The sequence below is a fragment of the Dokdonia donghaensis DSW-1 genome, assembly GCF_001653755.1.
GTDB classification, from domain to species: Bacteria; Bacteroidota; Bacteroidia; order Flavobacteriales; family Flavobacteriaceae; genus Dokdonia; species Dokdonia donghaensis.
Window position 1 is genome coordinate 3,262,162 of the sequence record NZ_CP015125.1, and the last position, 23,591, is coordinate 3,285,752.

The 23,591-nt window shown below is 38.5% G+C and carries 25 protein-coding genes and 1 tRNA gene; 4 read left to right on the forward strand and 22 right to left on the reverse strand.

All coding sequences use genetic code 11. The annotated features are described in order from the left end of the window. Positions 1 to 33: 33 nt before the first annotated feature. The 3 genes from I597_RS14380 to I597_RS14390 all read right to left on the reverse strand — a co-directional run bounded on the left by I597_RS14380 (position 34) and on the right by I597_RS14390 (position 3,021). A complete protein-coding gene (locus I597_RS14380; protein ID WP_021778271.1) occupies positions 34 to 1,056 on the reverse strand; it encodes an asparaginase in 1,023 nt (340 codons plus the stop codon). Continuing rightward, entirely contained in the window at positions 1,053 to 2,174 is a 1,122-nt protein-coding gene (locus tag I597_RS14385) for a hypothetical protein (RefSeq protein WP_035325378.1), read from the reverse strand. Before I597_RS14385 ends, I597_RS14380 begins: the two co-directional genes overlap by 4 nt. A 70-nt stretch (positions 2,175 to 2,244) precedes the next feature. Next, positions 2,245 to 3,021: a TatD family hydrolase gene (locus I597_RS14390; RefSeq protein WP_035328773.1), complete on the reverse strand. Its 777-nt coding sequence runs from the start codon at positions 3,019 to 3,021 to the stop codon at positions 2,245 to 2,247. 124 nt (positions 3,022 to 3,145) lie between these two features. Here I597_RS14390 and I597_RS14395 point away from each other — a divergent pair, with 124 nt between their 5' ends. Beyond that, positions 3,146 to 3,583 carry a retropepsin-like aspartic protease gene (locus tag I597_RS14395; protein ID WP_035325379.1) on the forward strand — a complete coding sequence of 146 codons (438 nt, stop codon included), beginning with the start codon at positions 3,146 to 3,148 and terminating at the stop codon, positions 3,581 to 3,583. Positions 3,584 to 3,738: 155 nt separating this feature from the next. Then, on the forward strand, positions 3,739 to 5,259 hold the full coding sequence (locus tag I597_RS14400; protein WP_035325380.1) for a GH3 family acyl-acid amido synthetase: 1,521 nt from the start codon (positions 3,739 to 3,741) through the stop codon (positions 5,257 to 5,259). Between the two features lie 14 nt (positions 5,260 to 5,273). On the opposite strand, the gene I597_RS14405 is transcribed toward I597_RS14400, so the two are convergent. Further along, positions 5,274 to 5,903: a hypothetical protein gene (locus I597_RS14405; RefSeq protein ID WP_316931555.1), complete on the reverse strand. Its 630-nt coding sequence runs from the start codon at positions 5,901 to 5,903 to the stop codon at positions 5,274 to 5,276. A gap of 60 nt (positions 5,904 to 5,963) precedes the next feature. Here I597_RS14405 and I597_RS14410 point away from each other — a divergent pair, with 60 nt between their 5' ends. Next, positions 5,964 to 6,668, forward strand: coding sequence for a DUF6503 family protein (locus I597_RS14410; protein WP_035325381.1), 705 nt, complete (start codon positions 5,964 to 5,966; stop codon positions 6,666 to 6,668). Between the two features lies 1 nt (position 6,669). On the opposite strand, the gene I597_RS14415 is transcribed toward I597_RS14410, so the two are convergent. The 16 genes from I597_RS14415 to I597_RS14490 form a co-directional block, all read right to left on the reverse strand. Continuing rightward, positions 6,670 to 7,221 (reverse strand): hypothetical protein, encoded by a 552-nt coding sequence (locus tag I597_RS14415; RefSeq protein WP_035325382.1) that lies wholly within the window; start codon positions 7,219 to 7,221, stop codon positions 6,670 to 6,672. Positions 7,222 to 7,354: 133 nt separating this feature from the next. Beyond that, the gene (gene rpmA, locus I597_RS14420; RefSeq protein WP_021778263.1) at positions 7,355 to 7,615 is read right to left on the reverse strand and encodes a 50S ribosomal protein L27; all 261 of its coding nucleotides are present in this window, start codon (positions 7,613 to 7,615) and stop codon (positions 7,355 to 7,357) included. Between the two features lie 40 nt (positions 7,616 to 7,655). After that, entirely contained in the window at positions 7,656 to 8,330 is a 675-nt protein-coding gene (gene rplU, locus I597_RS14425) for a 50S ribosomal protein L21 (RefSeq protein WP_035325383.1), read from the reverse strand. A 181-nt stretch (positions 8,331 to 8,511) separates the two neighbouring features. Then, positions 8,512 to 8,997, reverse strand: coding sequence for a DUF4199 domain-containing protein (locus I597_RS14430; RefSeq protein ID WP_035325384.1), 486 nt, complete (start codon positions 8,995 to 8,997; stop codon positions 8,512 to 8,514). Between the two features lie 84 nt (positions 8,998 to 9,081). Then, positions 9,082 to 9,621, reverse strand: a complete 540-nt coding sequence (locus I597_RS14435; RefSeq protein ID WP_035325385.1) for an RNA methyltransferase — start codon at positions 9,619 to 9,621, stop codon at positions 9,082 to 9,084. A 71-nt stretch (positions 9,622 to 9,692) separates the two neighbouring features. Beyond that, positions 9,693 to 10,577, reverse strand: a complete 885-nt coding sequence (gene era, locus I597_RS14440; RefSeq protein WP_035325386.1) for a GTPase Era — start codon at positions 10,575 to 10,577, stop codon at positions 9,693 to 9,695. A gap of 123 nt (positions 10,578 to 10,700) precedes the next feature. Next, positions 10,701 to 11,162 carry an RNA methyltransferase gene (locus I597_RS14445; protein ID WP_035325387.1) on the reverse strand — a complete coding sequence of 154 codons (462 nt, stop codon included), beginning with the start codon at positions 11,160 to 11,162 and terminating at the stop codon, positions 10,701 to 10,703. 59 nt (positions 11,163 to 11,221) lie between these two features. Next, positions 11,222 to 11,446 (reverse strand): hypothetical protein, encoded by a 225-nt coding sequence (locus I597_RS14450; RefSeq protein WP_013751231.1) that lies wholly within the window; start codon positions 11,444 to 11,446, stop codon positions 11,222 to 11,224. A 134-nt stretch (positions 11,447 to 11,580) separates the two neighbouring features. Beyond that, positions 11,581 to 11,805 carry a PQ-loop repeat-containing protein gene (locus I597_RS14455; protein WP_201771775.1) on the reverse strand — a complete coding sequence of 75 codons (225 nt, stop codon included), beginning with the start codon at positions 11,803 to 11,805 and terminating at the stop codon, positions 11,581 to 11,583. A 135-nt stretch (positions 11,806 to 11,940) separates the two neighbouring features. After that, positions 11,941 to 12,013 (reverse strand) — tRNA-Met (locus tag I597_RS14460). A gap of 237 nt (positions 12,014 to 12,250) precedes the next feature. Next, positions 12,251 to 12,430, reverse strand: coding sequence for a zinc ribbon domain-containing protein (locus I597_RS14465; protein WP_035325389.1), 180 nt, complete (start codon positions 12,428 to 12,430; stop codon positions 12,251 to 12,253). Between the two features lie 41 nt (positions 12,431 to 12,471). Then, positions 12,472 to 13,809 (reverse strand): TolC family protein, encoded by a 1,338-nt coding sequence (locus I597_RS14470; protein WP_035325390.1) that lies wholly within the window; start codon positions 13,807 to 13,809, stop codon positions 12,472 to 12,474. Further along, positions 13,806 to 14,486 carry a hypothetical protein gene (locus I597_RS14475; RefSeq protein WP_035325391.1) on the reverse strand — a complete coding sequence of 227 codons (681 nt, stop codon included), beginning with the start codon at positions 14,484 to 14,486 and terminating at the stop codon, positions 13,806 to 13,808. Before I597_RS14475 ends, I597_RS14470 begins: the two co-directional genes overlap by 4 nt. A gap of 1 nt (position 14,487) precedes the next feature. Beyond that, positions 14,488 to 17,736 carry an efflux RND transporter permease subunit gene (locus tag I597_RS14480; protein WP_052111782.1) on the reverse strand — a complete coding sequence of 1,083 codons (3,249 nt, stop codon included), beginning with the start codon at positions 17,734 to 17,736 and terminating at the stop codon, positions 14,488 to 14,490. A gap of 1 nt (position 17,737) precedes the next feature. Further along, a complete protein-coding gene (locus I597_RS14485; protein ID WP_035325392.1) occupies positions 17,738 to 18,874 on the reverse strand; it encodes an efflux RND transporter periplasmic adaptor subunit in 1,137 nt (378 codons plus the stop codon). Positions 18,875 to 19,094: 220 nt separating this feature from the next. Beyond that, positions 19,095 to 21,005 (reverse strand): ABC-F family ATP-binding cassette domain-containing protein, encoded by a 1,911-nt coding sequence (locus tag I597_RS14490; protein ID WP_035325393.1) that lies wholly within the window; start codon positions 21,003 to 21,005, stop codon positions 19,095 to 19,097. Between the two features lie 83 nt (positions 21,006 to 21,088). Between I597_RS14490 and I597_RS14495 the strand changes: the two genes are divergently transcribed. Then, positions 21,089 to 21,484: a DUF983 domain-containing protein gene (locus I597_RS14495; protein WP_035325395.1), complete on the forward strand. Its 396-nt coding sequence runs from the start codon at positions 21,089 to 21,091 to the stop codon at positions 21,482 to 21,484. Between the two features lie 44 nt (positions 21,485 to 21,528). Here I597_RS14495 and I597_RS14500 read toward each other — a convergent pair whose 3' ends face one another. Beyond that, positions 21,529 to 22,587, reverse strand: a complete 1,059-nt coding sequence (locus I597_RS14500; protein ID WP_035325397.1) for an NAD(P)/FAD-dependent oxidoreductase — start codon at positions 22,585 to 22,587, stop codon at positions 21,529 to 21,531. Positions 22,588 to 22,698: 111 nt separating this feature from the next. Next, a complete protein-coding gene (gene porN / locus I597_RS14505; protein ID WP_021778249.1) occupies positions 22,699 to 23,589 on the reverse strand; it encodes a type IX secretion system ring subunit PorN/GldN in 891 nt (296 codons plus the stop codon). Between the last annotated feature and the right edge of the window lie 2 nt (positions 23,590 to 23,591).

Consider the following 23,591-nt stretch of genomic DNA (forward strand, 5'->3'; position numbering starts at 1 on the left):
AAAACCTCGAAGCACTAAAAGTTTAGCTCATAATTATGACATCTCTCCGCGCAGTGATGTTTCAAAAACTGTTTTGAAAACTTTAGGCCCTAAATTTTGTCCTAAGAGGTACATCATTTTTGCTATTGCGGCTTCAGAGGTGATATCGCCTCCATTAATAACTCCCATTTTTTTAAGGGCTACGCTGGTTTCATAATTACCCATATGAACACTGCCTGAGATACATTGTGTCACATTTACTACAGGCACTCCCCTCTTTATAGTTGCCTTAAGTGCATCTATAAACCACTGCTCTGTTGTAGTATTTCCAGCTCCAAAAGTTTCTAACACCACTCCTCGCACACAAGGTACATTGAGCATTGCCTCTACAAGGCACTGTGAGATACCTGGATATATCTTAAGTAGTAAGACTTCTGTTACTAGTTTTTTATGAACTTTGAGTTGCTTTTTATTTGGTTTCCAGAGGGCGTCTTCATTAATTGTGAGATGCACACCTGAGGTTAAAAGCTCTGGATGGTTAGGCGAAGTGAAGGCTTCAAAATTTTCTGCACTAATTTTTGAGGTACGATTTGCCCTGTAAAGCTTGTACTCAAAGTATAAACACACTTCTGTTATGAGTGGCCTATTCCTTTTTCTTAAGGCAGCTACCTGTACGGCTGTTATAAGATTCTCTTTTGCATCTGTGCGTAAGTCTCCTATAGGTAACTGCGAACCTGTAAATACCACGGGTTTACTTAAATTCTCTAGCATAAAACTCACGGCAGATGCGCTATAACTCATCGTGTCACTCCCGTGCAAGACTACAAAGCCATCATATGCATCATAACCTTGCTCTATAAAATCACATAATTGATTCCAGTATGCAGGATTCATATTAGACGAGTCTATCACAGTCTCAAAAGAGGCGGTGCTTATCTCACAATCCAGCAACCGTAACTCTGGTATTTTATCTAGTAGCTCATCGAAATCAAAGGCTTTGAGCGCTCCCGTCTCATAGTCTTTAATCATACCTATGGTACCACCAGTGTATATTAAAAGGATTTTTGCTTTACTCATAACTTTTCGGCTTGCAACACGGGGTTTGCATACATTAATAAGAAGCTGTCTACTTCCATTTGCTTAGACAAATCAACACGTACTTCTAGTCTACGCTCAAAATGACGTAGTTCCTTAGTATCATATTTGTCCTTATACTTATCTGTTTTATGATAGAGATCATAAGCGATGTAGTTTGTAGGCCAGAGCTTATAATTCTTCCAGATTACTTTATCTAATTCACTAGCAAAGGCTTGTAACTTCTCATTGTCACTATCATACTTGTCTTCAATATCATCATATACCTTTTCTGGTAACGCTGATGCGGCGATGTGAATGTTACGTTTATTGCCTAGCGCTCCTTTAAGTATGCTATTAAAATCTTCATTTGCCGTTTTTATATAAGGCAGGTTCTCTCTTTTGGCAACAATTTCTGGCACTTTTAATATATCTGTAGGATCATACTCATAAGATATTGCCACACCTATGACGCTCAACTCACGTAGGTAAGTCATAAGCGGTGTCTTACCACGAGCCATAGTAATCATTTTAAGAACACCCTGCTGCGTCTTATCAAGACCATCTTTTGTTCTTCCCTCTCGCTGTGCTACCCATACAGATCTATTAGACTGTAGTAAAAATTTAATATAACTAGAAAGCAGCTTAGAACTCATAAGCAACTCCCTAGGCGACTGATCTCTTAAGACTAAAAAGTTTCTATTAAGTTTAGACAACTCCATTAAGAAATCTTTTTGCACCAGATTATCACCTATAGCAGAGGCTGTGGTGATAAGCTTATGATCTATAAGCGTCATATTGAGTAATGACGTATCTAAGACAATATCACGATGATTTGATAAATAGAGGTAAGATTGCTTTCGCGAAAGCGCACTAAAACCACTTTGAGTAAATCCTTCTGAGCTTTTATCAAGTAGGTTACTCACAGACTTATAAATCACCTTCTCTTGAAAATCTGCAATAGAGTGACACGTTTTAAACACTTCTAGAATTTGCTCTTGCGAGAAATCTGGAAATGTAAATTGTAATAACACTCTAAACATAGGGTGTCTGGCTGCTCTTAAAAGTGCCTCATTAACCTCCTGGTCGTGGTATGGGCGTATGTGATCGTATCTGTTCAATTTAGTTTGGATTGGTCCCCACAAAAGAACAAAATATTTTATGCCTGAGTTACCTATTTACAATAAGATACTATGCGTGCTTTGTAAAAAAAATGTTATCTGCATTTTTACTGGTAATAGCAGCAATCTCGTCTAGCGGTTTTTGATAAATAGTCGCTAGCTTTTCTGCCACGAGCACTAGGTAACTACTCTCATTTCTCTTACCGCGATATGGTACGGGACTTAAGTAAGGAGCGTCTGTCTCTAGCACTATGTGCTCCAGCGGTATTTCTGCAAGAAACTGATCTATCTTACCATTTTTAAAGGTCGCCACGCCTCCTATACCCAACTTCATATTATAGCTTATCGCTTTTCCCGCTTGTTCTTTTGTACCCGTAAAACAATGAAAAATCCCAAAAAGATCATCGCCCTTCTCACTTTCTAATATTTCAAAAACCTCGTCAAAAGCCTCACGACAGTGTATCACTATGGGTTTTTTATATTTTTTTGCTAGTTGGATCTGTCTAGTAAATGCATCTTGCTGTATTACAAGAGTAGACTTATCCCAGTACAAATCAATCCCTATCTCCCCTACCGCATAAAAGTCACGTGTTGCAAACTGTGCTTCTATGTGAGCAAGTTCTTCTTCATAGTTTTCCTTTACGTGTGTGGGATGTAACCCCATCATAAGGTACACGGTATCTGGATGTGCCTTTTCTAGCGCATACATACGCTCTGTATACGCCGAGTCTATTGCTGGTATAAAAAAACGAGTCACGCCAGCATCTATGGCGCGCTGTATCATCTCTGCTTGATCTTCGTCAAAAGACTCACTGTATAAATGGGTATGTGTATCTGTAAAAGTCATAGATGGCAAAAATACTTTGCCACGAGAAGGAAGTAAAATGATTTTGCCTCTTTTTTCAAAAATCATTTAGTTGCCACGCGGTGTATAAACGATTGTATTATTTTTGATAGAAATCACACACTATATGCCCTCACTACGCCAGTTCTTATTATCAAAAGGTTATTGCCGCTCACGGCTGTTTCCTACCGTAACAAATCACCTTGAGATGAAGGCAAAAATTAATGGTATAGAAGGGTCTTTTATACTAGACACTGGCGCCTCTAGTTCTTGTATAGATTTTAGCCACGCAGATCTTTTTGGCTTATTGCAAGAAGATAGTGAGGTGCTAGCCGCAGGCGCGGGAGCAACCGGTATGGAGACCAAACTATCTCGCAATAATTCTCTAAAAATCCAGAAGTGGCAGTATAAAAAACTTGATATCGTTCTCTTTGATATGTCACACGTAAACACTGCACTAATCGCTCACAATGCAGCGCCTGTACACGGTATTCTGGGTGCAGATGTTTTAAACGCAGGCAAGGGCATTATAGATTATCAATACAACTGCTTATACCTCAAGTAAGATATAAGTGTGAGATGGTTTTTTTTACGCTTTCGCGAAAGCGTAATTACCCCTACACTAAAGCTCCTATATTTTTCACAATTGTTCCTTAAGATTGGGTTAAAGACAGTAAGTTAAGCGGGTTTATTTAACATATTTGTAAAAAACCAACTCATATGGCTATTCTAGGTTCTATTATAAAAGGTGCAATTGATCTTAAAGACACACTCACCACAAGCTCAAACCCAGTTGAAGAGCAAGAGAACGTGTTACGTACAATGCTCGACACAGCAAAGGATACATCCTTTGGCATCTATTACGGCTTTTCAAAAATTCTAGAAGAAGATAATGTAAGCGAGGCTTACAAAAAAGCGATACCCTACCACGATTATAATCAAATGAATGATATGTGGTGGAAACGCATCAAGGAAGGCCTAGAAAATATCACCTGGCCTGGTAAGCCACATTATTTTGCATTATCAAGTGGGACTACAGGTAAAACTAGTAAACGCATACCTGTGACCGAAGATATGGTAGCAGCTATAAGAACGACTAGTATTGCACAAGTATCTGCGCTGGCACATTATGATTTACCTACAGACTTTTTTGACAAAGAAGTTATGGCGCTAGGAAGCTCTACAGACCTCGCCAAAAATGACGAATTTCTTGAGGGAGAAATAAGCGGCATCACAGCTAGCAATATCCCCTTCTGGTTTAAAGGTTTTTATAAACCTGGAGAAGAAATAGCAAAAATAGACAACTGGGATGAGCGTGTTAAAACCATCGCAGAAAATGCAAAGTCTTGGGATATAGGAGCCTTAAGTGGTATCCCATCTTGGATGGAGCTTATGCTCAAGGAAGTAATAGCCTACCATAATGTAGACAACATACACGACATCTGGCCTAACCTGCAGGTCTTTACCAGTGGAGGTGTAGCTTTTCAACCCTATGAGAAAAGCTTTAGACAGCTACTAGGTCGAGACATTACCATTATAGACACCTACCTAGCATCCGAAGGTTTTATGGCATACCAGAGCAGACCAGAAACAGCATCTATGAAGCTCAGCACAGATGCCGGCGTCTATTTTGAATTTGTACCATTTAAACCTGAATATATTAATGAAGATGGCTCGCTCTCACAAGATGCACCTGCGCTTACACTTAACGAAGTAGAAACAGGAGTAGACTATGTACTTATCATAAGTACTGTCTCTGGAGCGTGGAGATATCTCATAGGCGACACCATAGCATTTACAGATGTGGAGAGAGCCGAGATTAAAATCACCGGACGAACAAAATTCTTCCTTAACGTTGTAGGCTCACAACTTTCTGTAAACAAAATGGAAGATGCGCTAAGAGATTTAGAAGAAAAGTTTGACATTAAAATACCGGAGTTTACACTGAGTGCAAAAAAAATAGATGGTGAGTTTTACCACTGCTGGTATTTAGGAACAACAGCCACCACTAGCGAGACAGATCTTGCTAAGGCTCTTGATGAATCTCTTAAAAATGCCAATAAAAATTACGGTGTAGCCAGAGGCAAATCCCTAAAAGGTGTAAAGGTGACTACTATAGACCCAAATGTCTTTCACGAGTGGAGTGGCGCAAATAAGAAAAAAGGTGGCCAGGTAAAGATGGAAAAAGTAATGGGAGAAGAAAAGTTTTTGGATTTTGAAGCTTTTATAAACAAACAATAAACCCCAGCTATAGCTTAATCGTTCTCAAGCAGGTGCATCACCTCCTCTGGCGACATATATAAACTACGCAAACGTTGCTTATACTTCTCAGAGATATGAGCGTGATCTAGTATAAAATTCTTTGTTTTTAAAATGTATGACCCCATACCGTGGGTAATTGCATACACATCTGCAGTGCGCTCTACTTCTTTAATATGAGCACCAGAGTACAAATATTTAACACCAAAAACCAGCATCCCGAAGGCAGAGCGCTCCCTATAATCCATCACGTGACCCAGCTCGTGACCAAGCCATCCTATTACCACATCGCTGGGCACTTCAGAAAAGTTGAGCTCCTCTTGATCTATTTGTATCTTTCTTGAGATTAAAATAATGTAAGATCTATTTTTTCTAGATTTAAAAAAGCTAGCCCACTTAGGCTGTGCCTGCATAGTAGACTTTCTTATATTGTTCTTAAATTGAAAAGTAATATCTGCATCCCACAATTCTGGGTAGTGCTCTAAGGCAATAATTGCCTCATCATAAATCTCTTTTGGGATCTGCTTATTTTCTAGATTGAGCATTCCATCTTCAAGCGTTACTTCTACTTTTTCTTCCATATATTTAAGATACAATTTATCACTTTGCACTGCTGTTAAGACCATACTAAAGTTAGTTATGGTTATCAAAAAGCAATGTGTATCTTCATAGCTCAAACTTTCACAATGAAAAACTATACGCTTATTGCTATTTTATTTTGTTGCGCTTTCGCGAAAGCGTACTCACAACAATTATCTGGACCAGAGCTCGTGGCAAAATCTATAGCCTATCACGACCCAAATAGCAACTGGGAGACTTTTACTGGAGAATTTACACTCGTACTTGATATGCCAGATAAACCAGATCGCAAAAGTGTAATTACACTAGATTTACCCAGAGAATACTTTAATGTAACTACAACACAAGATGGCAAAACCAGCTTTAGAGAACTTCTAGGCACTGGTTGCAAATACACAAACGAAGCTGGAGAGGTCGTAACAAGCACCACTGCAGATGAGGATTGTGAACGCACTGTAATGTTCAGAAATTATTACTCATACCTCTACGGTTTACCTATGAAGCTCACAGATAAAGGAACTATTATCGAGAAGGATGTTAAAAAGCACACCCTCAAAGGAAAAGAATACCTAGTAGCACGTGTGCGCTATGATAAAAATGTAGGCACAGATGTGTGGCAGTTTTATTTTGACCCAGAGACGTATGCAATGGAGGTATATCAATTTTTTAAGGGTGATGATGAGACTACGGGTGAGTACATACTCCTTACTGATCTTGCTACTATAGGAGGTATAAAAATGCCTAAAGACCGAGCTTGGTATTATAATAAAAATGATGGCTATCTAGGTACAGATAAAATCAAGGTAAACTAAGCTAGTTATGCTCCACTGTAAATGTGGCTTGCTTATAGTTACTCATACTACAGTACTCTTTATGTAGAGAAGCTGCAAATTGTCTTATATCCTTATAATGTTTATAATCTGGATGCAAGGCGTCGTTAAAATCTTCATCTGTTATAAGTAATGCAATATACCAGGTATCACCATAATCCCTAAATGGGTCATCATTAAAGACGGGCGGTACACCATTTTCTTCAAGCAACTTATTTGCTAGTGGTCTCAATAAATTGACCGTTTGCGTTTTCTTTCCCACTTCATAAAATGAGACATAGTAAGCTTCGTTACTAATAAGTACGCGCACATTATCTTCTACATAGTTATGATTGAGATCATATTTAGTATTTACATACTCATAAAACTCATTTGCATCCTTAGGGTCTGTAAATAGATATGCATATCTATTAGGCAGTTTTCTATTAAACTTTTTTGCTTTTTTAACCTTACCCTCACTCAGGTTAGGCGCCACCGCTACAGGAAAGCAAGATTGCAATAAAAAGGCACAACAAAACGCTAGTAATATTCTCATAAGAAGTGTTTTGTCTCTTGCATCAAACAACATACCAAACACCTAAACCTCAATAAAGTTTGTATAACCATAAAAACCCTTACCGCATTGCGGTAAGGGTTTTATATAATGAGATAGTAATTATCTTAGTTGCTTATGCCTCAAAAGGCACTACAGAAACGTAAGATTTATTGTCTCTTTTCTTTTGGAATTTTACAACACCATCCACTTTTGCGTGAAGTGTGTGATCTTTTCCTCCGTACACGTTTTCACCTGGGTGATGCGTGTTACCTCTTTGACGTACGATGATGTTCCCTGCGATTGCAGCCTGTCCTCCAAAGATCTTAACACCTAAGCGTTTCGATTCTGATTCACGACCGTTTTTAGAACTACCAACTCCTTTTTTGTGAGCCATCTTGTTTCGGTTTTATAAGTTATACTTGATGGTATTGCAATTATGCTTTACCACCGTCTAATTCGTCTTGCCATTTTTTAAGCTCATCCCACTTACCATCTGCAGCCATTTGTGCTTGTGCTGGCCAAGTGTCTGTTACGTGGTTTCCACGTACACCTGCGATGATTTCAGAAATCTTAGCAGCGTCAGTTTTTGCAAGTTTTGCAAATGTATCAATACCAGCCTCAACAAGAGTTGATGCGATTTTTGGTCCAATACCTTCCACTTTTTTAAGATCGTCAGCTTTGGCAGCTTTTTTAGGAGCAGCCTTTTTTGCTTCTGCCTTTGGTGCAGCTTCCTTTGCAGGAGCAGCAGCTTTAGGTGCAGCTTTTGCTTCTTTTTTTGGAGCAGCTTTCTTAGCTCCAGAAGTAGCGATACTTTCAATTACGATTTCAGTAAGTGACTGGCGGTGACCGTTCTTAACACGGTATCCTTTACGTCTTTTCTTTTTGAAAACGATTACTTTGTCACCTTTAAGGTGTCTTAAGACTTTAGCTCCTACTAGAGCTCCGTCTATAGCTGGGGCGCCTAAAGTGATGTTAGACCCGTCTCCTACTAAAAGTACTTTGTCGAAATCGACAGTTTTCCCTTCTTCGGTAGATAGGCGGTTAACAAAGACTTTTTGGTCTTTTGCAACTTTAAATTGCTGCCCTGCTATCTCTACAATTGCGTACATAGCGATTAATTAAATATTGTTATTACACTAATAAAAGCCTAAGCCTCTCAGTTTAAGCGGGTGCAAATATACTATTTATCTTGTGATTTACAATCGTAAACTATGTTTTTTTGAGCTATTTAATAAAACTAAGAACTCCGCCATCTGGCGGAGTTCTTAGTTTCCTTTTTCTAAATGAGGATTATCTAATAACCGGTCCTCTCTCTCGTAATACCTTCTTTGTTCCCTCCGTATTCCAGCTAGGTTTAAAAAGCTGCATAAAACATAATGATAAACATATAGCGGTAGAAAATCCTCCTATTGCGACTGTAAATATTACAGAACCTATACTTGTATTATACGTTTTCTCCCAAGGCCCTATGAGACCGTCTAGAAAATCTGGGTTAATATTACCAGCATATAGTGCAAAAAATGCTGTAAATAATATAGTAGCAATAAATCCTGATACCACTCCATTAGTAAGTCCGTCTGTGTAGCTAAAAGCAGATCCGTTCTTAATCTTTGTATACTTAATCACCTCGTAAATACCAAAACCTACAATCACGCCATTAAAGAGCGAGAACATAACATTGGTATGAAGGTTAAATAATGCGAGTACTAAAAAATATGCGATGAGCCCTCCTGCCATTGCGATGGCAAAACGTATGGGCATTGTGAATTTTGACATAATGTTTATCTTTTTTCTTTTAAAGATAAACAAAATATTGAGTAAAAATCATAAGTGACTGTTAAATAACACTTTAACAACCTGTTAAGAAACTCCTAACTTACTGAAGATGTCCCATATAACCACTCCCGCACTTACAGAAATATTAAGAGAATGCTTAGTACCCACCTGCGGAATCTCAAGTACCGTATCACTTAAAGACACAATCTCTTGCTGCACTCCCTTTACCTCATTACCAAAAACAACAGCATACCTCTCCCCTTTTACAGGAGTAAACTTGTCTAGCATTACTGCATCTTCTGCTTGCTCTATAGCACAAAGCTTCACACCTTGTTCTTTTAATTTTTGAGAAAGCGCTACTGAGTCTTCTACATACTCCCACGCTACAGCATCTGTTGCTCCCAGTGCTGTTTTTTGAATATCGCGATGCGGCGGTGTAGCTGTGATACCACACAAATACACCTTTTCAACAAGGAAGGCATCTGCAGTGCGAAAAACCGAACCTACATTGTTGAGACTCCTTATGTTATCCAGCACGATAATAAGTGGCGTTTTTTCTGCCTCCTTAAAATCTGCAACCGTTTTTCTGTTGAGTTCGCTATTCTTAAGCTTTCTATTATTCACGATGATAAAATATCTAGTATGGAGATGGTGTAAAAGATGGTGGTTTACGCTTTCGCGAAAGCGTACTTATACTACTTCTGGTTATACCCAAAACGTTTGAGCTGGCGCTCGCTGCTTCTCCAGTTCTTATTTACTTTTACATAGAGCTCAAGGTGCACCTGCTTACCAAAGAATTTTTCTAAATCCTTACGAGCCTCCACTCCCACTCGCTTAAGCGCAGTTCCTTTATGACCTATAATGATACCTTTCTGGCTATCACGCTCCACCATAATTACAGAGCGCATACGTATGATCTCATCTTCTTCAAAAAAGTCTTCTGTATCTATCTCTACTGCATAAGGAATTTCTTTCTTGTAGTGCATCAAGATTTTCTCACGTATGATCTCATTTACAAAAAAGCGCTCTGGCTTATCTGTAAGTTGGTCTTTAGGGTAAAATGCTGGAGACTCTGGCAATAGCTCTATAATTCTATTAAACACTTGTGGCACACCAAAGTTTTCAAGTGCAGAGATCGCAAAGACCTCAGCATTTGGAACTTTTTCTGACCACAGTTTTAACGCCTCGCCTAGCACCTCTTCATTACCCTTGTCTATTTTATTAATGAGTAATAAAACGGGAATCTTTGCACCACGTATTTTATTAAAAAACGCTTCGTCTTTGAGCTCCTTTTCTCCTAGCTCTACTATGTAAAGTAGCACATCTGCATCTTCAAAGGCGCTTTTTACAAAGTCCATCATAGAGGCTTGTAGCTCGTATGCCGGCTTTATAATACCTGGGGTATCGCTCAAAATCATCTGAAAGTCCTCTCCGTTTACAATACCTAGTATACGGTGACGTGTAGTTTGTGCTTTTGAGGTAATGATACTTAGGCGCTCACCCACAAAGGCATTCATAAGCGTACTTTTACCCACATTTGGGTTTCCTATAATATTTACAAATCCGGCTTTGTGCGACATAGTGTTTCTTTTAGGCAAAGATACTTTAAATAGTACGTTTGCCTTTATGGATATAAAGAGTTATTAATTATGCAAATGATGTGTGGTTATGGGAGGTATTACGCTTTCGCGAAAGCGTACTAATTACGATCTAGGTTTTGCCAGGGCTCTGTCATATAACACGATGCTCCCAGCCACTGCAACATTAAGGCTTAGGGTAGAAGAGAACTTTACAAGAAAGTGAGATCTATCTATCGCTTCACGTGTAAGGCCGTGATCTTCTGCCCCTAGTAAATAAACACAGCGCCTGGGGTGCTCAAAAGTCTCTAGCGGTTGTGCACGCTCATCTAGCTCTACACCTACAATGCGAGCACCTTTAGGTAAGTGGTTAAAAAAGTCATCAAAATTATCATAATGATAATAAGGCATCGCACTTACAGCATTATGTGTATCACTAGCCTGCTTTGCATATCTATTACCTATAGTAAAAATGAAACTAGCACCTAGGTTTTGAGCAGATCGCCACAAGACACCCAGATTTTCTGGTGTTTTACCATTCTGGATACCTATCCCAAAAAACTCATTTGTAAAATTATCTGGCTGCATATATATGAGACTATGATATAAATAAAAAAGAGACCATCATAGCTGAGGCCTCTTTTATTTTACATACTATCTGGTCTACCCTTCAAGCGTTTTTCGATCTTCTTTTTCTTTTCTGTGAGACGCTTCATTGCATCCATTATTTCAGAGTCCTTAGTCTCTTTAAAAATCTCATTCAGTGCAAGAATGAGGCGTTTTGCTTCTCTTGAAGCTGCAACGCGATCACTGGTGGACATATTGCTCATTGAAGCATTCTCAAAAGCCACCGCTTCTTCCATTAATTTCATACAGTATTTCAAATTTTGGCGAATGTAATGTAACTCACCATATTATACAAGATTTACCTATAAATACTTACACTACTCGTATTTAAATAATTGATAATGAAGCACAAAAGGCACGAAAAGTCCTACTTTCGCGGTTAATTAATAGGCTTTTTTACAAAAAGGTAATACCCATTTATTAGCAATATCGCAACATTAGTTACGATTACTGGTATACTTGACAACAATACTCCATACACCACAAAAAATGCACAACCCACTGAGTTTACAATACGTAGTGTACGTATATCTTTAAACAAAAATGACAACAGCACAAATAAACTGGCTAGATAACCGATAATTTCGGTAGGATTAATTTCCATAATACTTGTTTTTAATTTTTTGACACTCTTAAGCTCTCATAATTTATTTCATATCACAAATCATCTAGCGCTTCAAGAACAACAATGTTATTGCATAAAAAAAGTCTCAACTTGTGATTGAGACTTTTTACTTAGTAGCGGGAACTGGACTCGAACCAGTGACCTTCGGGTTATGAGCCCGACGAGCTGCCTACTGCTCTATCCCGCGATGTATGTTCCAGTAACACGTTTCTTGATTAGGCCATCAGTACTGCGTTAATTGGAGTGCAAATATACAACCGTTTTTGTCATATATAAAAGGAAAATGTAGGATATTTTTTTAATTATTCGCAACCATCACATAGACAGGTATATCTGTAACAATATATATAATTGAGAGTAGGTAATACTGTATTAAAATCTCAAATACTACCTCAAGATGTACAAAATAGAAATGAGAAATGACTTATTGTTCAATATCAAGAGCCTCAAAACCTACAAGTTCTTGCGCCTCAAAAGTAGTGCGTACTTCTATAGGGTTGCAACACACCTCACAATCTTCTACATAAACCGTACTCACAGATGGATCTAATAACATAGACACCTCTTCCCAGCAATACGGACATTGAAAAAAATGCTCATACATAATGTAATCTTTTGTTGCGCTTTCGCGAAAGCGTAATTAACCTAGAACTTCACATTAAGTAGTTGCCCTGTGAGCTGCAGCAGTGTTATCTCTGCCAGCTTTGCGGTGTACTTTGCAGCGTTCTTAGTGGTTTGTGCGTTGAGCAAGTTAAGTTGAGCTTGTCTAAACTCTACACTACTCACCTGCCCAAGTTTAAATCGTTCTTGTGATCTATCAAAGTTAGCCTGACTTGTAATTACATTTTGCTCTTGTAGTTCATAAATTTTAAGAGCATTAAGATAATCACCTTTTGCATTTGCTATATCTCTTAGTACTTGCTGTTGTAGCTGTTCTTGAGTATACTTTTGATTTTCTAAAAATATCTTTGCATTTTTTACTCCTATAATAGAGCGGCCTCCGTCAAAGAGATTCCACTGTAGGGTTGCGCCGGTTTGAAAACCTGTAGACGTGCTTGAGGCAAGAAAATTTGTAGCAGGAAAGTTACCCTCTGTCCAGCCATAACTACCTGTAAGACCTATTGTAGGTAAAAGCAAAGATTTAGCTTGTTTAATTTGATAATCACTTATAGTAATATTTTGCTCTGCCTGTAATATAGACACGTTATTTCTTATACCTTCACTTATATAACCTTCTACCTCAAGTGGGTTTACAAAGGTAACTGTAGTATCTGCACTCTTTAAATCTTCTAGCTCTCTTGCGAGCACTACATTAAGATCTCGCTGTGCGTTGCGTAACTGCTGTCTTGTATTAAGAATATTTGTACTATCTGTTACAATATCTACCTGCGCATTGAGCACTTCTAATTTGTTTACTTGGCCATAATCAAATTGATATTGCGCACGCACCTCCCTAGCTTTTGAAATATCTAATGCGGTTTCTAAAACAGCTAAATTTTCTTCTATACGAGCCACTTCATAATACACAGAGAATAATTGAAGCATTACATTCTCTATAGTCTCCCTTGCCTGTAGCTTTGAGAGGCCATATTGCTCTTTTAATGTTTTATAATTATAATATCTACCTAGACCATCAAAAAGCGTATAATTAAGATTTATAGATGCGTTATAACGTGTGGTCTCTGCTCCATCTACAGTGCTTACATTACCATCTTGAAAGGTAGCCTCTTGATCATCTATACTATAATTTACACCTGCATTACCTGTGAGGGATGGCAAGTAGCCACTATTTAATATACTTTTATTGTTTTCGGCTATGGTAACTTGATTATTAGCGAGTAGTATCCCAAAGTTATTCTCAAGCATTATCTGCACGGCTTCTTCTTTTGTGAGCAATTGTGCCGGGAGGTCTTGTGCATACGCTTTCGCGAAAGCAAAAAACAATACCATAGCAACTATACTTTTTATAAAAGATTGTTTCATCTGTTTGCAGTCATTTTAAGTAATAATGTTTCTAGCGTACGTCTTTGCACTAGGTTGTCTTGATTTGCCCTTATGAACTCAATATCATCTATATGAAAAACGAGTTCACCTTCTTCTTCTTCAATCCCGAGCTGGCTACTTAGGTAAGTTTGAGCTCCAGGTAGTCCTCCTTTTTTTATAGTTACTTCATCTCCAGATTTAGTAAGCAAAAAGCTATTAAAATCTAAAAAGCGCTCTATGCCTGATAGCATTTTAAAACCTACAAGTCCAGCAGTAATCATTAACACATACATAAACAACTTATCAAGTCCAAACTCGTTATCGCCGGTAAAAATTGCAACGAGTAGCCAGAAAGCTATAAGCCCTACAAGTGACAGTAACACTCCTAGTACTATGGATATGATATCCATAATTTTTGCTTTGGAAGTGCGCTTTACTATAATCTCTCCTGTGGTTGTGTTTTCTTCATAATGAAAGCCTAGTTCTTCTAGGTTTTCAAGATTTGCGATGGCCGCTTCTTTTTGTGCAATTTGCTCTTCTAGCTTTTCTGTAGAAACATCAATAGATCTATTTCTAATAGTATCTAGCAAGTTAAGTTTTGCTTCGTAAGTAAGCTTGTCGCTATGCTCTAGCACGGCAACAATTTCTCGCGGTGTATGATTTTTATACAAATTCATTTTACGCTATATCTGTTTTAGGCTTAAAGGCAACTTGAAGCTCTTGGTTGTCATTATCGTGCTCTTCTTCCATTTCCTTTACGGCTCTCTCTTGATTTTCTCTAGCTGTCTTTCTTCCCTTCTGTAACATATCTGTAGTGGTCTTTACCCAGTTGCTAAATGATAAAAAGATAGGAAGCATTACAAGCGTAAGTACCGTTGCAAAGCCTATCCCGTATGCAATAGATATTGCCATAGGGATTAAGAACTGTGCTTGTCTACTCTCTTCAAAAATAAGCGGAGCAAGACCAGCAATAGTTGTGATTGAGGTAAGAAAGATAGCTCTAAATCTAGAACGACCAGCATCAAAAATAGCATCCTCAAAGGTCATACCCTCTCTTAGGTTAGTATTAAACTTACCTATAAGTACCAAGCCATCATTAACCATAATCCCTATCAAGGCTATAATACCAAGCATAGATAATATGTTAAGCGGGAAATCGTGTATCCAGTGCCCCCAGGCTACTGCCGGTAAACTCAATGGTATGAGAAGCAATAACATCAACGGCTGACTATAACTTCTAAAGGTAAATGCAATCACTATATAAATAAGTAATAGCACCGTAAGGCCTACAGGTATAAGTGAGTCTGTAAGTTTACCTGCCTCTCTGTTTTGACCTTCGTATGATGGTGTTACTGTAGGATACTTAGATAATATCTCTGGCATCACGTTAGTACGCAAATCTGTCATTACATCTGTGGCACTTACTTCTTTTGGGTTTTTGAGATCTGCAAGTATTTGTATCTCCCTTCTACCCTCAAGGTGGTTTACTGCCACATCACCACGCTCAATAGTGTAAGATGCTATCTCATTGAGAGGCACCTTTGCTCCAGATGGCGTAGTGATACGCATATCATCTAGATTAGATATAGATGATCTATTATCCCGATCATAACGCACCCATACTCTTATCTCATCTTGACCTCTCTGAAAGCGCTGCGCTTGTGCCCCAAAGAATCCTGCTCGTACCTGTGCCATTACAGTTTGCAAATTGAGTCCCAGTGAGTATGCAGACTCGTTGAGCTCTAATCTAATTTCTTTAATACCCGCAGGGTCGTTATCTGTTATATCTTTTAAAACTGGGTTTGTCTCTAAGGACTTCTTCAGTTCTTCCTTTGCGGCTTTAAGCTCTGCAATATTATTACCCAATAGAGAAACAGCTACTGGACTTCCTCCGAAGTTACCTCCACCTCCATACACAAGGCTTTCTTTACCTATAACAGGCCCCACCTTTTCTTGTATCATATTACCTACAATATCTGAGGTCACTTCATTAGGTCGCTCTTCTCCTGGCAATAAATTTATACTCAAAGAGGCTGTAGAGGTACCTGGGCCAATGTTTTTGATAATGTTTTCAAACATTGGGCCGTCTATTTCATTTTTATACTTTTCAGTGAGCTCTTTATTAGTCTCTATAACCTTTTCTTCTATCATAGAGATAATACTATCTGTAATAGCGGCATTTGTACCATTAGGCATTTCAAGACTTATTCTCACATTGTCACTCGCCACTCTCGGGAAAAACGCTCCACGTATAATACCCGCCTCAAAACTCCCAGAAGTGAGTAAAATAAAGGCAATAAAAATTGAGAACATCAAAAACTTATAATCAAGCGCAAACCTTAAAACTGGGCTATACACACGATCACGTAACCAGACCATAATACGGTCTCCAAACTCATTTATATAACGCAGATTTGAGAATAGCTTTGCCATTCCCTTTTTAGGCTTATTACTTTGTGCTCGCAATGCCTTAGAATGTGCAAGGTGAGCTGGCAGTATAATGAGGGCTTCTACAAGAGAAACAAGCAACGTAAGCATTACTATAACCGAAACCTCTCCGAAAAACTCACCTATTCTTCCATCCAAAAATAAGAAAATACCAAAAGCCAGAATCGTTGTAGTGATTGCCGAAAGTATAGGAGGCAACACTTCCATTGTTCCATCTACAGCAGCTTGTATAGGTGTTTTACCACGTTCATAATGCTGGTAGATGTTTTCTGCTATCACAATACCGTCATCTACCAGAATACCTATCACGATGATCATCCCAAATAATGATAATACATTAATCGTCACATTAAAATAGCCTGCAAGCATAAACATCCCTAAGAATGCCACGGGAAGTCCAAAGGCTACCCAGAATGCTAGTCGAGTATTTAAGAATACTGATAGAAACAATAGCACTAAGAGCATCCCTACAATAGCATTTTCAGTAAGGAGGGCAGTACGCTGTACAAGGGTTATAGATAAGTCACTTACAACAGCAAGTTGCACATTATTATATTTAGCATTAAAGTCTTCTATATACACTTTTGCCTTTTCTGCGGCGCCTATAAGATCTTCTGTATTTGTAGAGGTTATCGTCACATTTACAGCAAGATTTCCATTAAAGTAGTTTGCATTAGGTGTTTCAGAAAAACGATCTCTTACCTCTGCCACGTCTTTAAGGCGTATCGTTTGCCCGCTTGCGTCTGATCGCACTATTACATTAGACAACTCATCCCCGTAGTAAGCTCTATTATTTGCACGTATAAGATACTCTTCGGCTTCCGTTTTTATAGACCCGCCTGTAGTGAGAATATTAGATGTGCTTACCGCCTGAGATACATCTGCAAAAGACAAATCGTAAGCAAGTAAACTGTTTTCATTTACAGCTATCTCAATTTCTTCTTCAGGATATCCAGATATTGCTATTTGAGAAATACCATCTATACCCCTCAGGTCATTTTCTACCTGTCGCCCTATTTGTTTTAAAGTCTCAAGCGATACGTTTTCTCCGCTTATAGAAAAAGATATAGTTTGCCTTATAGCCTCAACTTTTGCTACCACTAGAGGCTCCATACCAGAAGGAAATGATGGTACGCGATCTACAGCGTTCTTTACTTCAAGAAGCATAAAATCAATATCCTTCCCTTTTTCTATCTCTACATTTATAGTTCCGCTATTTTCTCGTGAAGTAGATGTTACACGCTCAACGCCATCTAATCCTTTAAGGTTATCTTCTATTTTAAGTACAATACCTTCTTCTACCTCTTGCGGAGATGCACCTGGGTAAGCAACACTTATATTAATATTTTTTGAATCTACTAGTGGAAAGAATGAAGAATTAAGTGACAAGGCACCATAAATACCAAACACCACAAACATTAACACGATAACGTTTACAGCTACGTGATACTTAATAAAATATTCAATGACTTTGCGCATCTTACTCTGCTTCTTCTTGTGATGATTCCTTATCTGAATAGATCTTTACAAGCATACCTGCATATGCTCCAGGTACTGGCTTGCTTACTATCTTTGTACCTTCAGGTATACCCTTTACAACTACTTCCTTATCAGAAAAGTAAACTGGGTTTACCGCTATCACATCTAGGATAGAATCACGCACCATAAAAAGTTCATTATTTGGCTGTAATAATCCTCTTGGTAGGGATATTGCTTCCTGCTCTTCTTTTGCTTGTAGCAATGCCTCTAAGTAAACACCTTCTCTAAGCCCTTCTCCTTGTACTTCTATATAAGCATTTATAGTTTGTGAGTCTTGATTTATATTACCATTAACTCGAGTTACCTTACCAGTATAGGTTTGCTTGCCGTCTATGGTAGATAGTGTCACCTCATTGTTTACTTGTAATAAATCTGCATAATTCTTACTTATAGCAACTTCTAGCTCATATAAACTTGTATCTATAAACTCACCTAGCTTTTGCCCAGATCGCACCAGCGTTCCTTCTGTAACTAGAGCTTCTGTTAGAACTCCTGTAAATGGAGCGGTTATTCTGTATTTACCTAGACGTTGCTCTAAATTTTTTACATTATAATAAGCCGTTTGTATATTTCTCCCCGAAATGAAATAGCCTTCTTTTTCTGATGTTATTTCTGGTAAAGGTGGAGTAGCCTTGCTTACGTCAAAGTTATTTAGATATGCTTGCCATTTTGGGTAAGCTTTTGGGTAGTCAAGACGCAAATCTGGCATTATAGAAGTGATCTGGTCATATAGCGCGCTTTTTTGTGACTGTACACTTGCATAGTACTCAGAGCTATTAAGACTAAGTAATGTTTGTCCTTTTCTATACTCTTGCCCTGGTTTAAAAAGCTTACTTCCTTTTTGAAGCACGCCCTGCACTTCAGAGAAGATTTCTAATCTTCTTTGTGCAACAAGATTTCCGTTTGCCGAAATTTCTATTGGCACAACCCCATTTACAGCATCTTCTACAAAGACTGTTTTTATAACTTTTTTAGGCTTAGGTCTTGTACGTTGATTACTTGCTACAATAGCTTTTGAAGCAAAAAAAGCTCCAATTATGAGTAGGACTCCTAACAGAGAGAGGATGATTTTACGCATCTATTTTATTTTGGTTGTTTTGATGGCTTGAGTACCAGTAGTGCAAATCTAAGTATGAAGCCGTAGCGCTGCTGTTAACGATGTCTTAAATTAAAAGCAAGAACGTGCGGTATTACTTACAAAACAACCTATTCCATATGTTAAAAGAAAAAACCAGCTTGTATCGCTGGTTTCTAAATCTATCTCAAATATATTACGCTTTCGCGAAAGCGCAAAAATACTAGTTTAACGCATCGAGCTCTTCTGTGATTTTCTCCCAGTCTTCCATAAAGCCGTCTAGCTTCTTTTTCTTGCCATTGTAAATGTCAAAAAAACTTGGGTCTGCAACTGTCTCATCATAATTAGTCGCCAGGGCAACGTCTAGCTCCTTGATCTCGCGTTCTATTTTATTAATATTAGACTCTACCTTACTTAGTCTATTATTAAGAGACTTGAGCTTTTTTTGATCTTCGTAAGATTTTTTTGTGCTCTTTACTGGTGCTTCTTTTTTTATAACATCTCGCTTTTCTACCTCTCTCAAGTTTGCAACCTCTCGCTGTTCTAGATAGTAATCTATGTCTCCCAGATACTCTCTTATGCGATGATCCTTAAACTCATATACTCTATCTGTGAGACCTTGTAGAAAATCACGGTCGTGAGATACGACTATAAGAGTCCCTTCAAACTGTTTGAGACTATCTTTAAGTACATTTTTTGATTTTATGTCTAGGTGATTTGTAGGCTCATCCATCACAAGCACGTTAAAGGGCTGCAGCATAAGCTTAGCAAGGGCTAGCCTGTTGCGCTCACCTCCAGAGAGTACACGCACATACTTATCTACCTCCTCTCCCCTAAAGAGAAAAGAGCCTAATATGTCTCGCACACGTGGTCTTGTTTTCTCATCTGCGGCATCTATCATCGTTTCCTCCACAGTTTTTGACCCGTCAAGGTATTCGGCTTGGTTTTGAGCAAAATAACCTATTTGTACATTATGCCCTAGCTTCACCTTCCCTTGGTGCTCGAGCTCTCCTACTATAATTTTTGCCAGCGTAGATTTACCTTGACCATTTTGCCCTACAAAGGCGGTTTTAGTATCACGCTCTACCAGCAAGTCTATACCTTGTAAAACGTTTTTATCTCCATAGCTTTTTGCAACCTCCTCTGCCTCTACCACAACCTTACCAGGTGTGACAGATACAGGAAATTTAAGCGTCATCACACTATTATCATCTTCATCTACCTCAATGCGGTCTATCTTATCTAACTTTTTTATGAGTGACTGCGCCATTGTAGCCTTTGAGGCTTTTGCTCTAAACTTTTCAATAAGCTTTTCTGTCTGCTCAATTTGCTTCTGCTGGTTTTTTTGTGAAGCCAGTTGCTGCTCCCTTATTTCCGAACGAAGCACAAGGTACTGCGTATACGGCTTCGGGTAATCATAAATGCGACCTAGCGAAATCTCTATAGTACGGTTAGTCACATTGTCGAGAAACATTTTATCGTGAGATACAATCACTACAGCTCCAGTATACCCTCGCAAGAAACTCTCAAGCCATATAATAGACTCTATATCTAAGTGGTTTGTTGGCTCATCCAGCAGTAGTATATCGTGATTTTGTAGTAAAAGTTTAGCTAGCTCAATACGCATACGCCACCCTCCAGAAAAGGTATCTGTAAGCTTATCAAAATCTTCACGCTTAAAACCTAGACCTTGTAATATACGTTCTGTCTCACCTTTATAACTATAACCGCCGTGTACTTCATACTGGTGTTGCACGTCGTTTATATCTATCATAAGCTGGTTATAGCTCTCACTCTCGTAGTCTGTACGTGTCGCTAGTTGCTCATTAATATGAGCAAGTTGACTCTCTAGTTTTTTAATTTCTTTAAAAGCCTCATAAGACTCCTCAAGCACCGTGCGGCCTTCTATAAAATCAATATCTTGCTTTAAGAAACCTATGCTTATCTCCTTCTCAATAGCTATAGATCCCGTATCATACTGCTGCTCGCCAGAAATGATACGCAGCATTGTAGACTTACCAGCACCGTTTTTACCCACAAGCCCTACTCGATCACCATTATTAAGTCTAAAGGTGATTTCTTCAAACAAATATTCGCCTTGAAAAGAGACAGAAAGGTTGTGAATATTAAGCATACGATATTAAGTAAAAGTTATAATTTGAAATCGGTGTGGTGGTGCAAAGATGCTTAAATTTGTACTTATAAACTAAGGAGATTATGGGAATTCTAAAAGGCACAAAACTCAACAGCATTCTTACTGGTAAATGTCCCGTTTGCCAGAACGAGTCTATGTATAAAAACTCAAATCCTTACATCTTATCTGAGACGCTCAAAATGCACGAGCGTTGCTCTCACTGCGGCACAAAATATAAGATAGAACCTTCTTTCTTTTATGGAGCAATGTATGTAAGCTATCCCGTAGGCATAGCATTTGCCACAGCCGCTTTTGTAATCACCTATTTCTTTTTTGAAGCTACGCTAGTAAATACATTTATCGCCATAGTAGGTACAATGGTCGTTTTTATGCCAGTTATTATGCGACTAGCACGCAACATATGGATTAACTTTTTTATGAAATATGACCCGAGTAAAGATCAACTGGTAAGTAAGTAAGTTTACGCTTTCGCGAAAGCATACTAAACCACATTGCTTACTACCTAGATCTCCAGTTTTTTGGGAAATCTCATTATATCAACCTCCTCAGTAAGCGGAATATTCTTTTCTATAAATTCAAATAGATAGTGTGCCAGCAGTGGCCCCGCCATTATCCCGCGCGTACCTAAGCCATTGAGCACAGCGAGCTGTTTATATGTAGGATGCACTCCTAATAGTGGCCTTCTGTCTCCTGTAGTAGGGCGTATACCCGCCTCTTGACTTACCACCTCATATGGTGTATTTACTAAAGCAGCAAACTTAGACTCTAACTCCTCGCGGGCTACCTGCGTGCTTTCCCAGTCCTTATCTGTCCAGTTATACGTTGCTCCTACTTTGTATAAATCCTCACCTAGTGGTACTACAAAAAATGATGTTTTGATAGCGGCGGTTAGCTTTAATTTTGGTGCCTTTATGATGATGTACTCCCCCTTGTTACCTACGAGTGGCAATCTGTTAAAATAGGGATTCTGCTTGATACCATATCCTTCGGCAAAGACTATGTGGGTCGCTTCATAACCTTGATACTGTACTCCGGCATCTGTAAGTGTGAGCTGTGCGTAGTTGAATTCCGCTTTCGCGAAAGCGGACATCTCTTCTAGATATTTTTCATAGTGCTCTTGCAATGTGGTAATGGCTATACGCCCTGTCTCTGCAACTTCTCCATAGTTATATGGTGCATCTATAAACTCACTGTCTGCCTTTACAAGAGGCGTTTTTACAAAACGCTCGAGCCCCTGCTTATCACTAGCAGCAAACCAATTATTTTGATCTTCTATAGAGTGAAACACCTTCCTCACGGGCATAGGGTACATAAACTGAGTATCTAGCTTTTCCTCAAGTTTTTTAAAATACGGAATCGCTAGATCAAACTGCGATACAGCTTTCCAAGGGAGGGAGTATCGTTTTAAAATTACAGGATTATAAAGACCGGCAGCTACCCTACTAGCACCTTCTACGCCCTTATCAAACACCATAAAAGTCTTACCTGCGGCTAGACATTGCTCACAAAAAGCAATACCAGCAAGACCTAGACCTACTATTATATAATCTACTTTACTCACAAAACAAAAATAAGGTAATAGCCGGTTTAAATAGTGATGTTATCTTCATTACATAAAAAAAGCCATCAAAACATTGTTCTGATGGCTTTTATATATTCTAATAGAACTCCCTTAATAATTCCAAAGGTCTTGCTCTATGTTGCGTATATTTTCTTTTATACGATTAGACTCAAGTAACTGCATCATTGCATTGTCACTTATGTACTCCTTAACCTTGCGGTCTCCTTGCACATTATCTTCTTGATAAATTGTGGCGTTAAAGCGCCTACTGTTAAGAAGATGATCAAATGAAATAGGTAAAGATGTGTTTTTACGGTTAAAAGCTTTTGCATTGTGAAGCACTTCTCTCGCCCCTGGGAACCATACCCAGAAAAGCTCGATATCTGCCGCACTTGCATCATCTAAAAAGTTTACATCACCAGACACTGGAGCAATACCTAACAGACGGTACTTTAACTCACCTTGACGCTTATCTATATACCAGTACCCTCGTACGTGATATGCGTTAATGTCATAAGATGTAATCTCTGTACGCTCGATGTTATAATCTGAAATAGGCTCCCCTGCGTTAAACTGATCGTACCCCTCATCTGAAGTATCGATCTTTACCATTGCAGCAGAAAGGTCTTCTAACTGTATCTTTTCTGTAAAATATGAATCTCTATAGATAGCGTCTATCTTACCATTTTTAATATTCTTTACAAGAACATCAAAAAGTGAACGACGATCTGACCCCATATTTACCGTATCAATAGGGTAATATAGAGGAAAGTTAACGCGCTCATCAAGATCAATAACTTCCCACGTATTTTTTGCCCATAGTACATCACGTTTTTCAACGTAACCGTATGGTAATGGTTTGTCATTATCTTTTGCTTTTTGCTCTTCGGTTACTTCAAACATCTCGTCTGGCGTTTTTGCGTTAAGGATGTTACCTTGTGCAAACGCTGGTACAGTCATTAAAAGACCTAGTGCAACAAAAATTAAACGTTTAAGACTCATAA

What these genes read in the sequence shown, in the direction of transcription:
- I597_RS14380 (WP_021778271.1), bottom strand. Translation starts at nt 1,056, where the DNA reads ATGAGTAAAGCAAAAATCCTTTTAATATACACTGGTGGTACCATAGGT.
- I597_RS14390 (WP_035328773.1), bottom strand. Translation starts at nt 3,021, where the DNA reads ATGACTTTTACAGATACACATACCCATTTATACAGTGAGTCTTTTGAC.
- I597_RS14395 (WP_035325379.1), top strand. Translation starts at nt 3,146, where the DNA reads ATGCCCTCACTACGCCAGTTCTTATTATCAAAAGGTTATTGCCGCTCA.
- I597_RS14400 (WP_035325380.1), top strand. Translation starts at nt 3,739, where the DNA reads ATGGCTATTCTAGGTTCTATTATAAAAGGTGCAATTGATCTTAAAGAC.
- I597_RS14405 (WP_316931555.1), bottom strand. Translation starts at nt 5,903, where the DNA reads ATGGTCTTAACAGCAGTGCAAAGTGATAAATTGTATCTTAAATATATG.
- I597_RS14410 (WP_035325381.1), top strand. Translation starts at nt 5,964, where the DNA reads ATGAAAAACTATACGCTTATTGCTATTTTATTTTGTTGCGCTTTCGCG.
- I597_RS14415 (WP_035325382.1), bottom strand. Translation starts at nt 7,221, where the DNA reads ATGAGAATATTACTAGCGTTTTGTTGTGCCTTTTTATTGCAATCTTGC.
- rpmA (WP_021778263.1), bottom strand. Translation starts at nt 7,615, where the DNA reads ATGGCTCACAAAAAAGGAGTTGGTAGTTCTAAAAACGGTCGTGAATCA.
- rplU (WP_035325383.1), bottom strand. Translation starts at nt 8,330, where the DNA reads ATGTACGCAATTGTAGAGATAGCAGGGCAGCAATTTAAAGTTGCAAAA.
- I597_RS14430 (WP_035325384.1), bottom strand. Translation starts at nt 8,997, where the DNA reads ATGTCAAAATTCACAATGCCCATACGTTTTGCCATCGCAATGGCAGGA.
- era (WP_035325386.1), bottom strand. Translation starts at nt 10,577, where the DNA reads ATGTCGCACAAAGCCGGATTTGTAAATATTATAGGAAACCCAAATGTG.
- I597_RS14445 (WP_035325387.1), bottom strand. Translation starts at nt 11,162, where the DNA reads ATGCAGCCAGATAATTTTACAAATGAGTTTTTTGGGATAGGTATCCAG.
- I597_RS14450 (WP_013751231.1), bottom strand. Translation starts at nt 11,446, where the DNA reads ATGAAATTAATGGAAGAAGCGGTGGCTTTTGAGAATGCTTCAATGAGC.
- I597_RS14455 (WP_201771775.1), bottom strand. Translation starts at nt 11,805, where the DNA reads ATGGAAATTAATCCTACCGAAATTATCGGTTATCTAGCCAGTTTATTT.
- I597_RS14465 (WP_035325389.1), bottom strand. Translation starts at nt 12,430, where the DNA reads ATGTATGAGCATTTTTTTCAATGTCCGTATTGCTGGGAAGAGGTGTCT.
- I597_RS14470 (WP_035325390.1), bottom strand. Translation starts at nt 13,809, where the DNA reads ATGAAACAATCTTTTATAAAAAGTATAGTTGCTATGGTATTGTTTTTT.
- I597_RS14475 (WP_035325391.1), bottom strand. Translation starts at nt 14,486, where the DNA reads ATGAATTTGTATAAAAATCATACACCGCGAGAAATTGTTGCCGTGCTA.
- I597_RS14480 (WP_052111782.1), bottom strand. Translation starts at nt 17,736, where the DNA reads ATGCGCAAAGTCATTGAATATTTTATTAAGTATCACGTAGCTGTAAAC.
- I597_RS14485 (WP_035325392.1), bottom strand. Translation starts at nt 18,874, where the DNA reads ATGCGTAAAATCATCCTCTCTCTGTTAGGAGTCCTACTCATAATTGGA.
- I597_RS14490 (WP_035325393.1), bottom strand. Translation starts at nt 21,005, where the DNA reads ATGCTTAATATTCACAACCTTTCTGTCTCTTTTCAAGGCGAATATTTG.
- I597_RS14495 (WP_035325395.1), top strand. Translation starts at nt 21,089, where the DNA reads ATGGGAATTCTAAAAGGCACAAAACTCAACAGCATTCTTACTGGTAAA.
- porN (WP_021778249.1), bottom strand. Translation starts at nt 23,589, where the DNA reads ATGAGTCTTAAACGTTTAATTTTTGTTGCACTAGGTCTTTTAATGACT.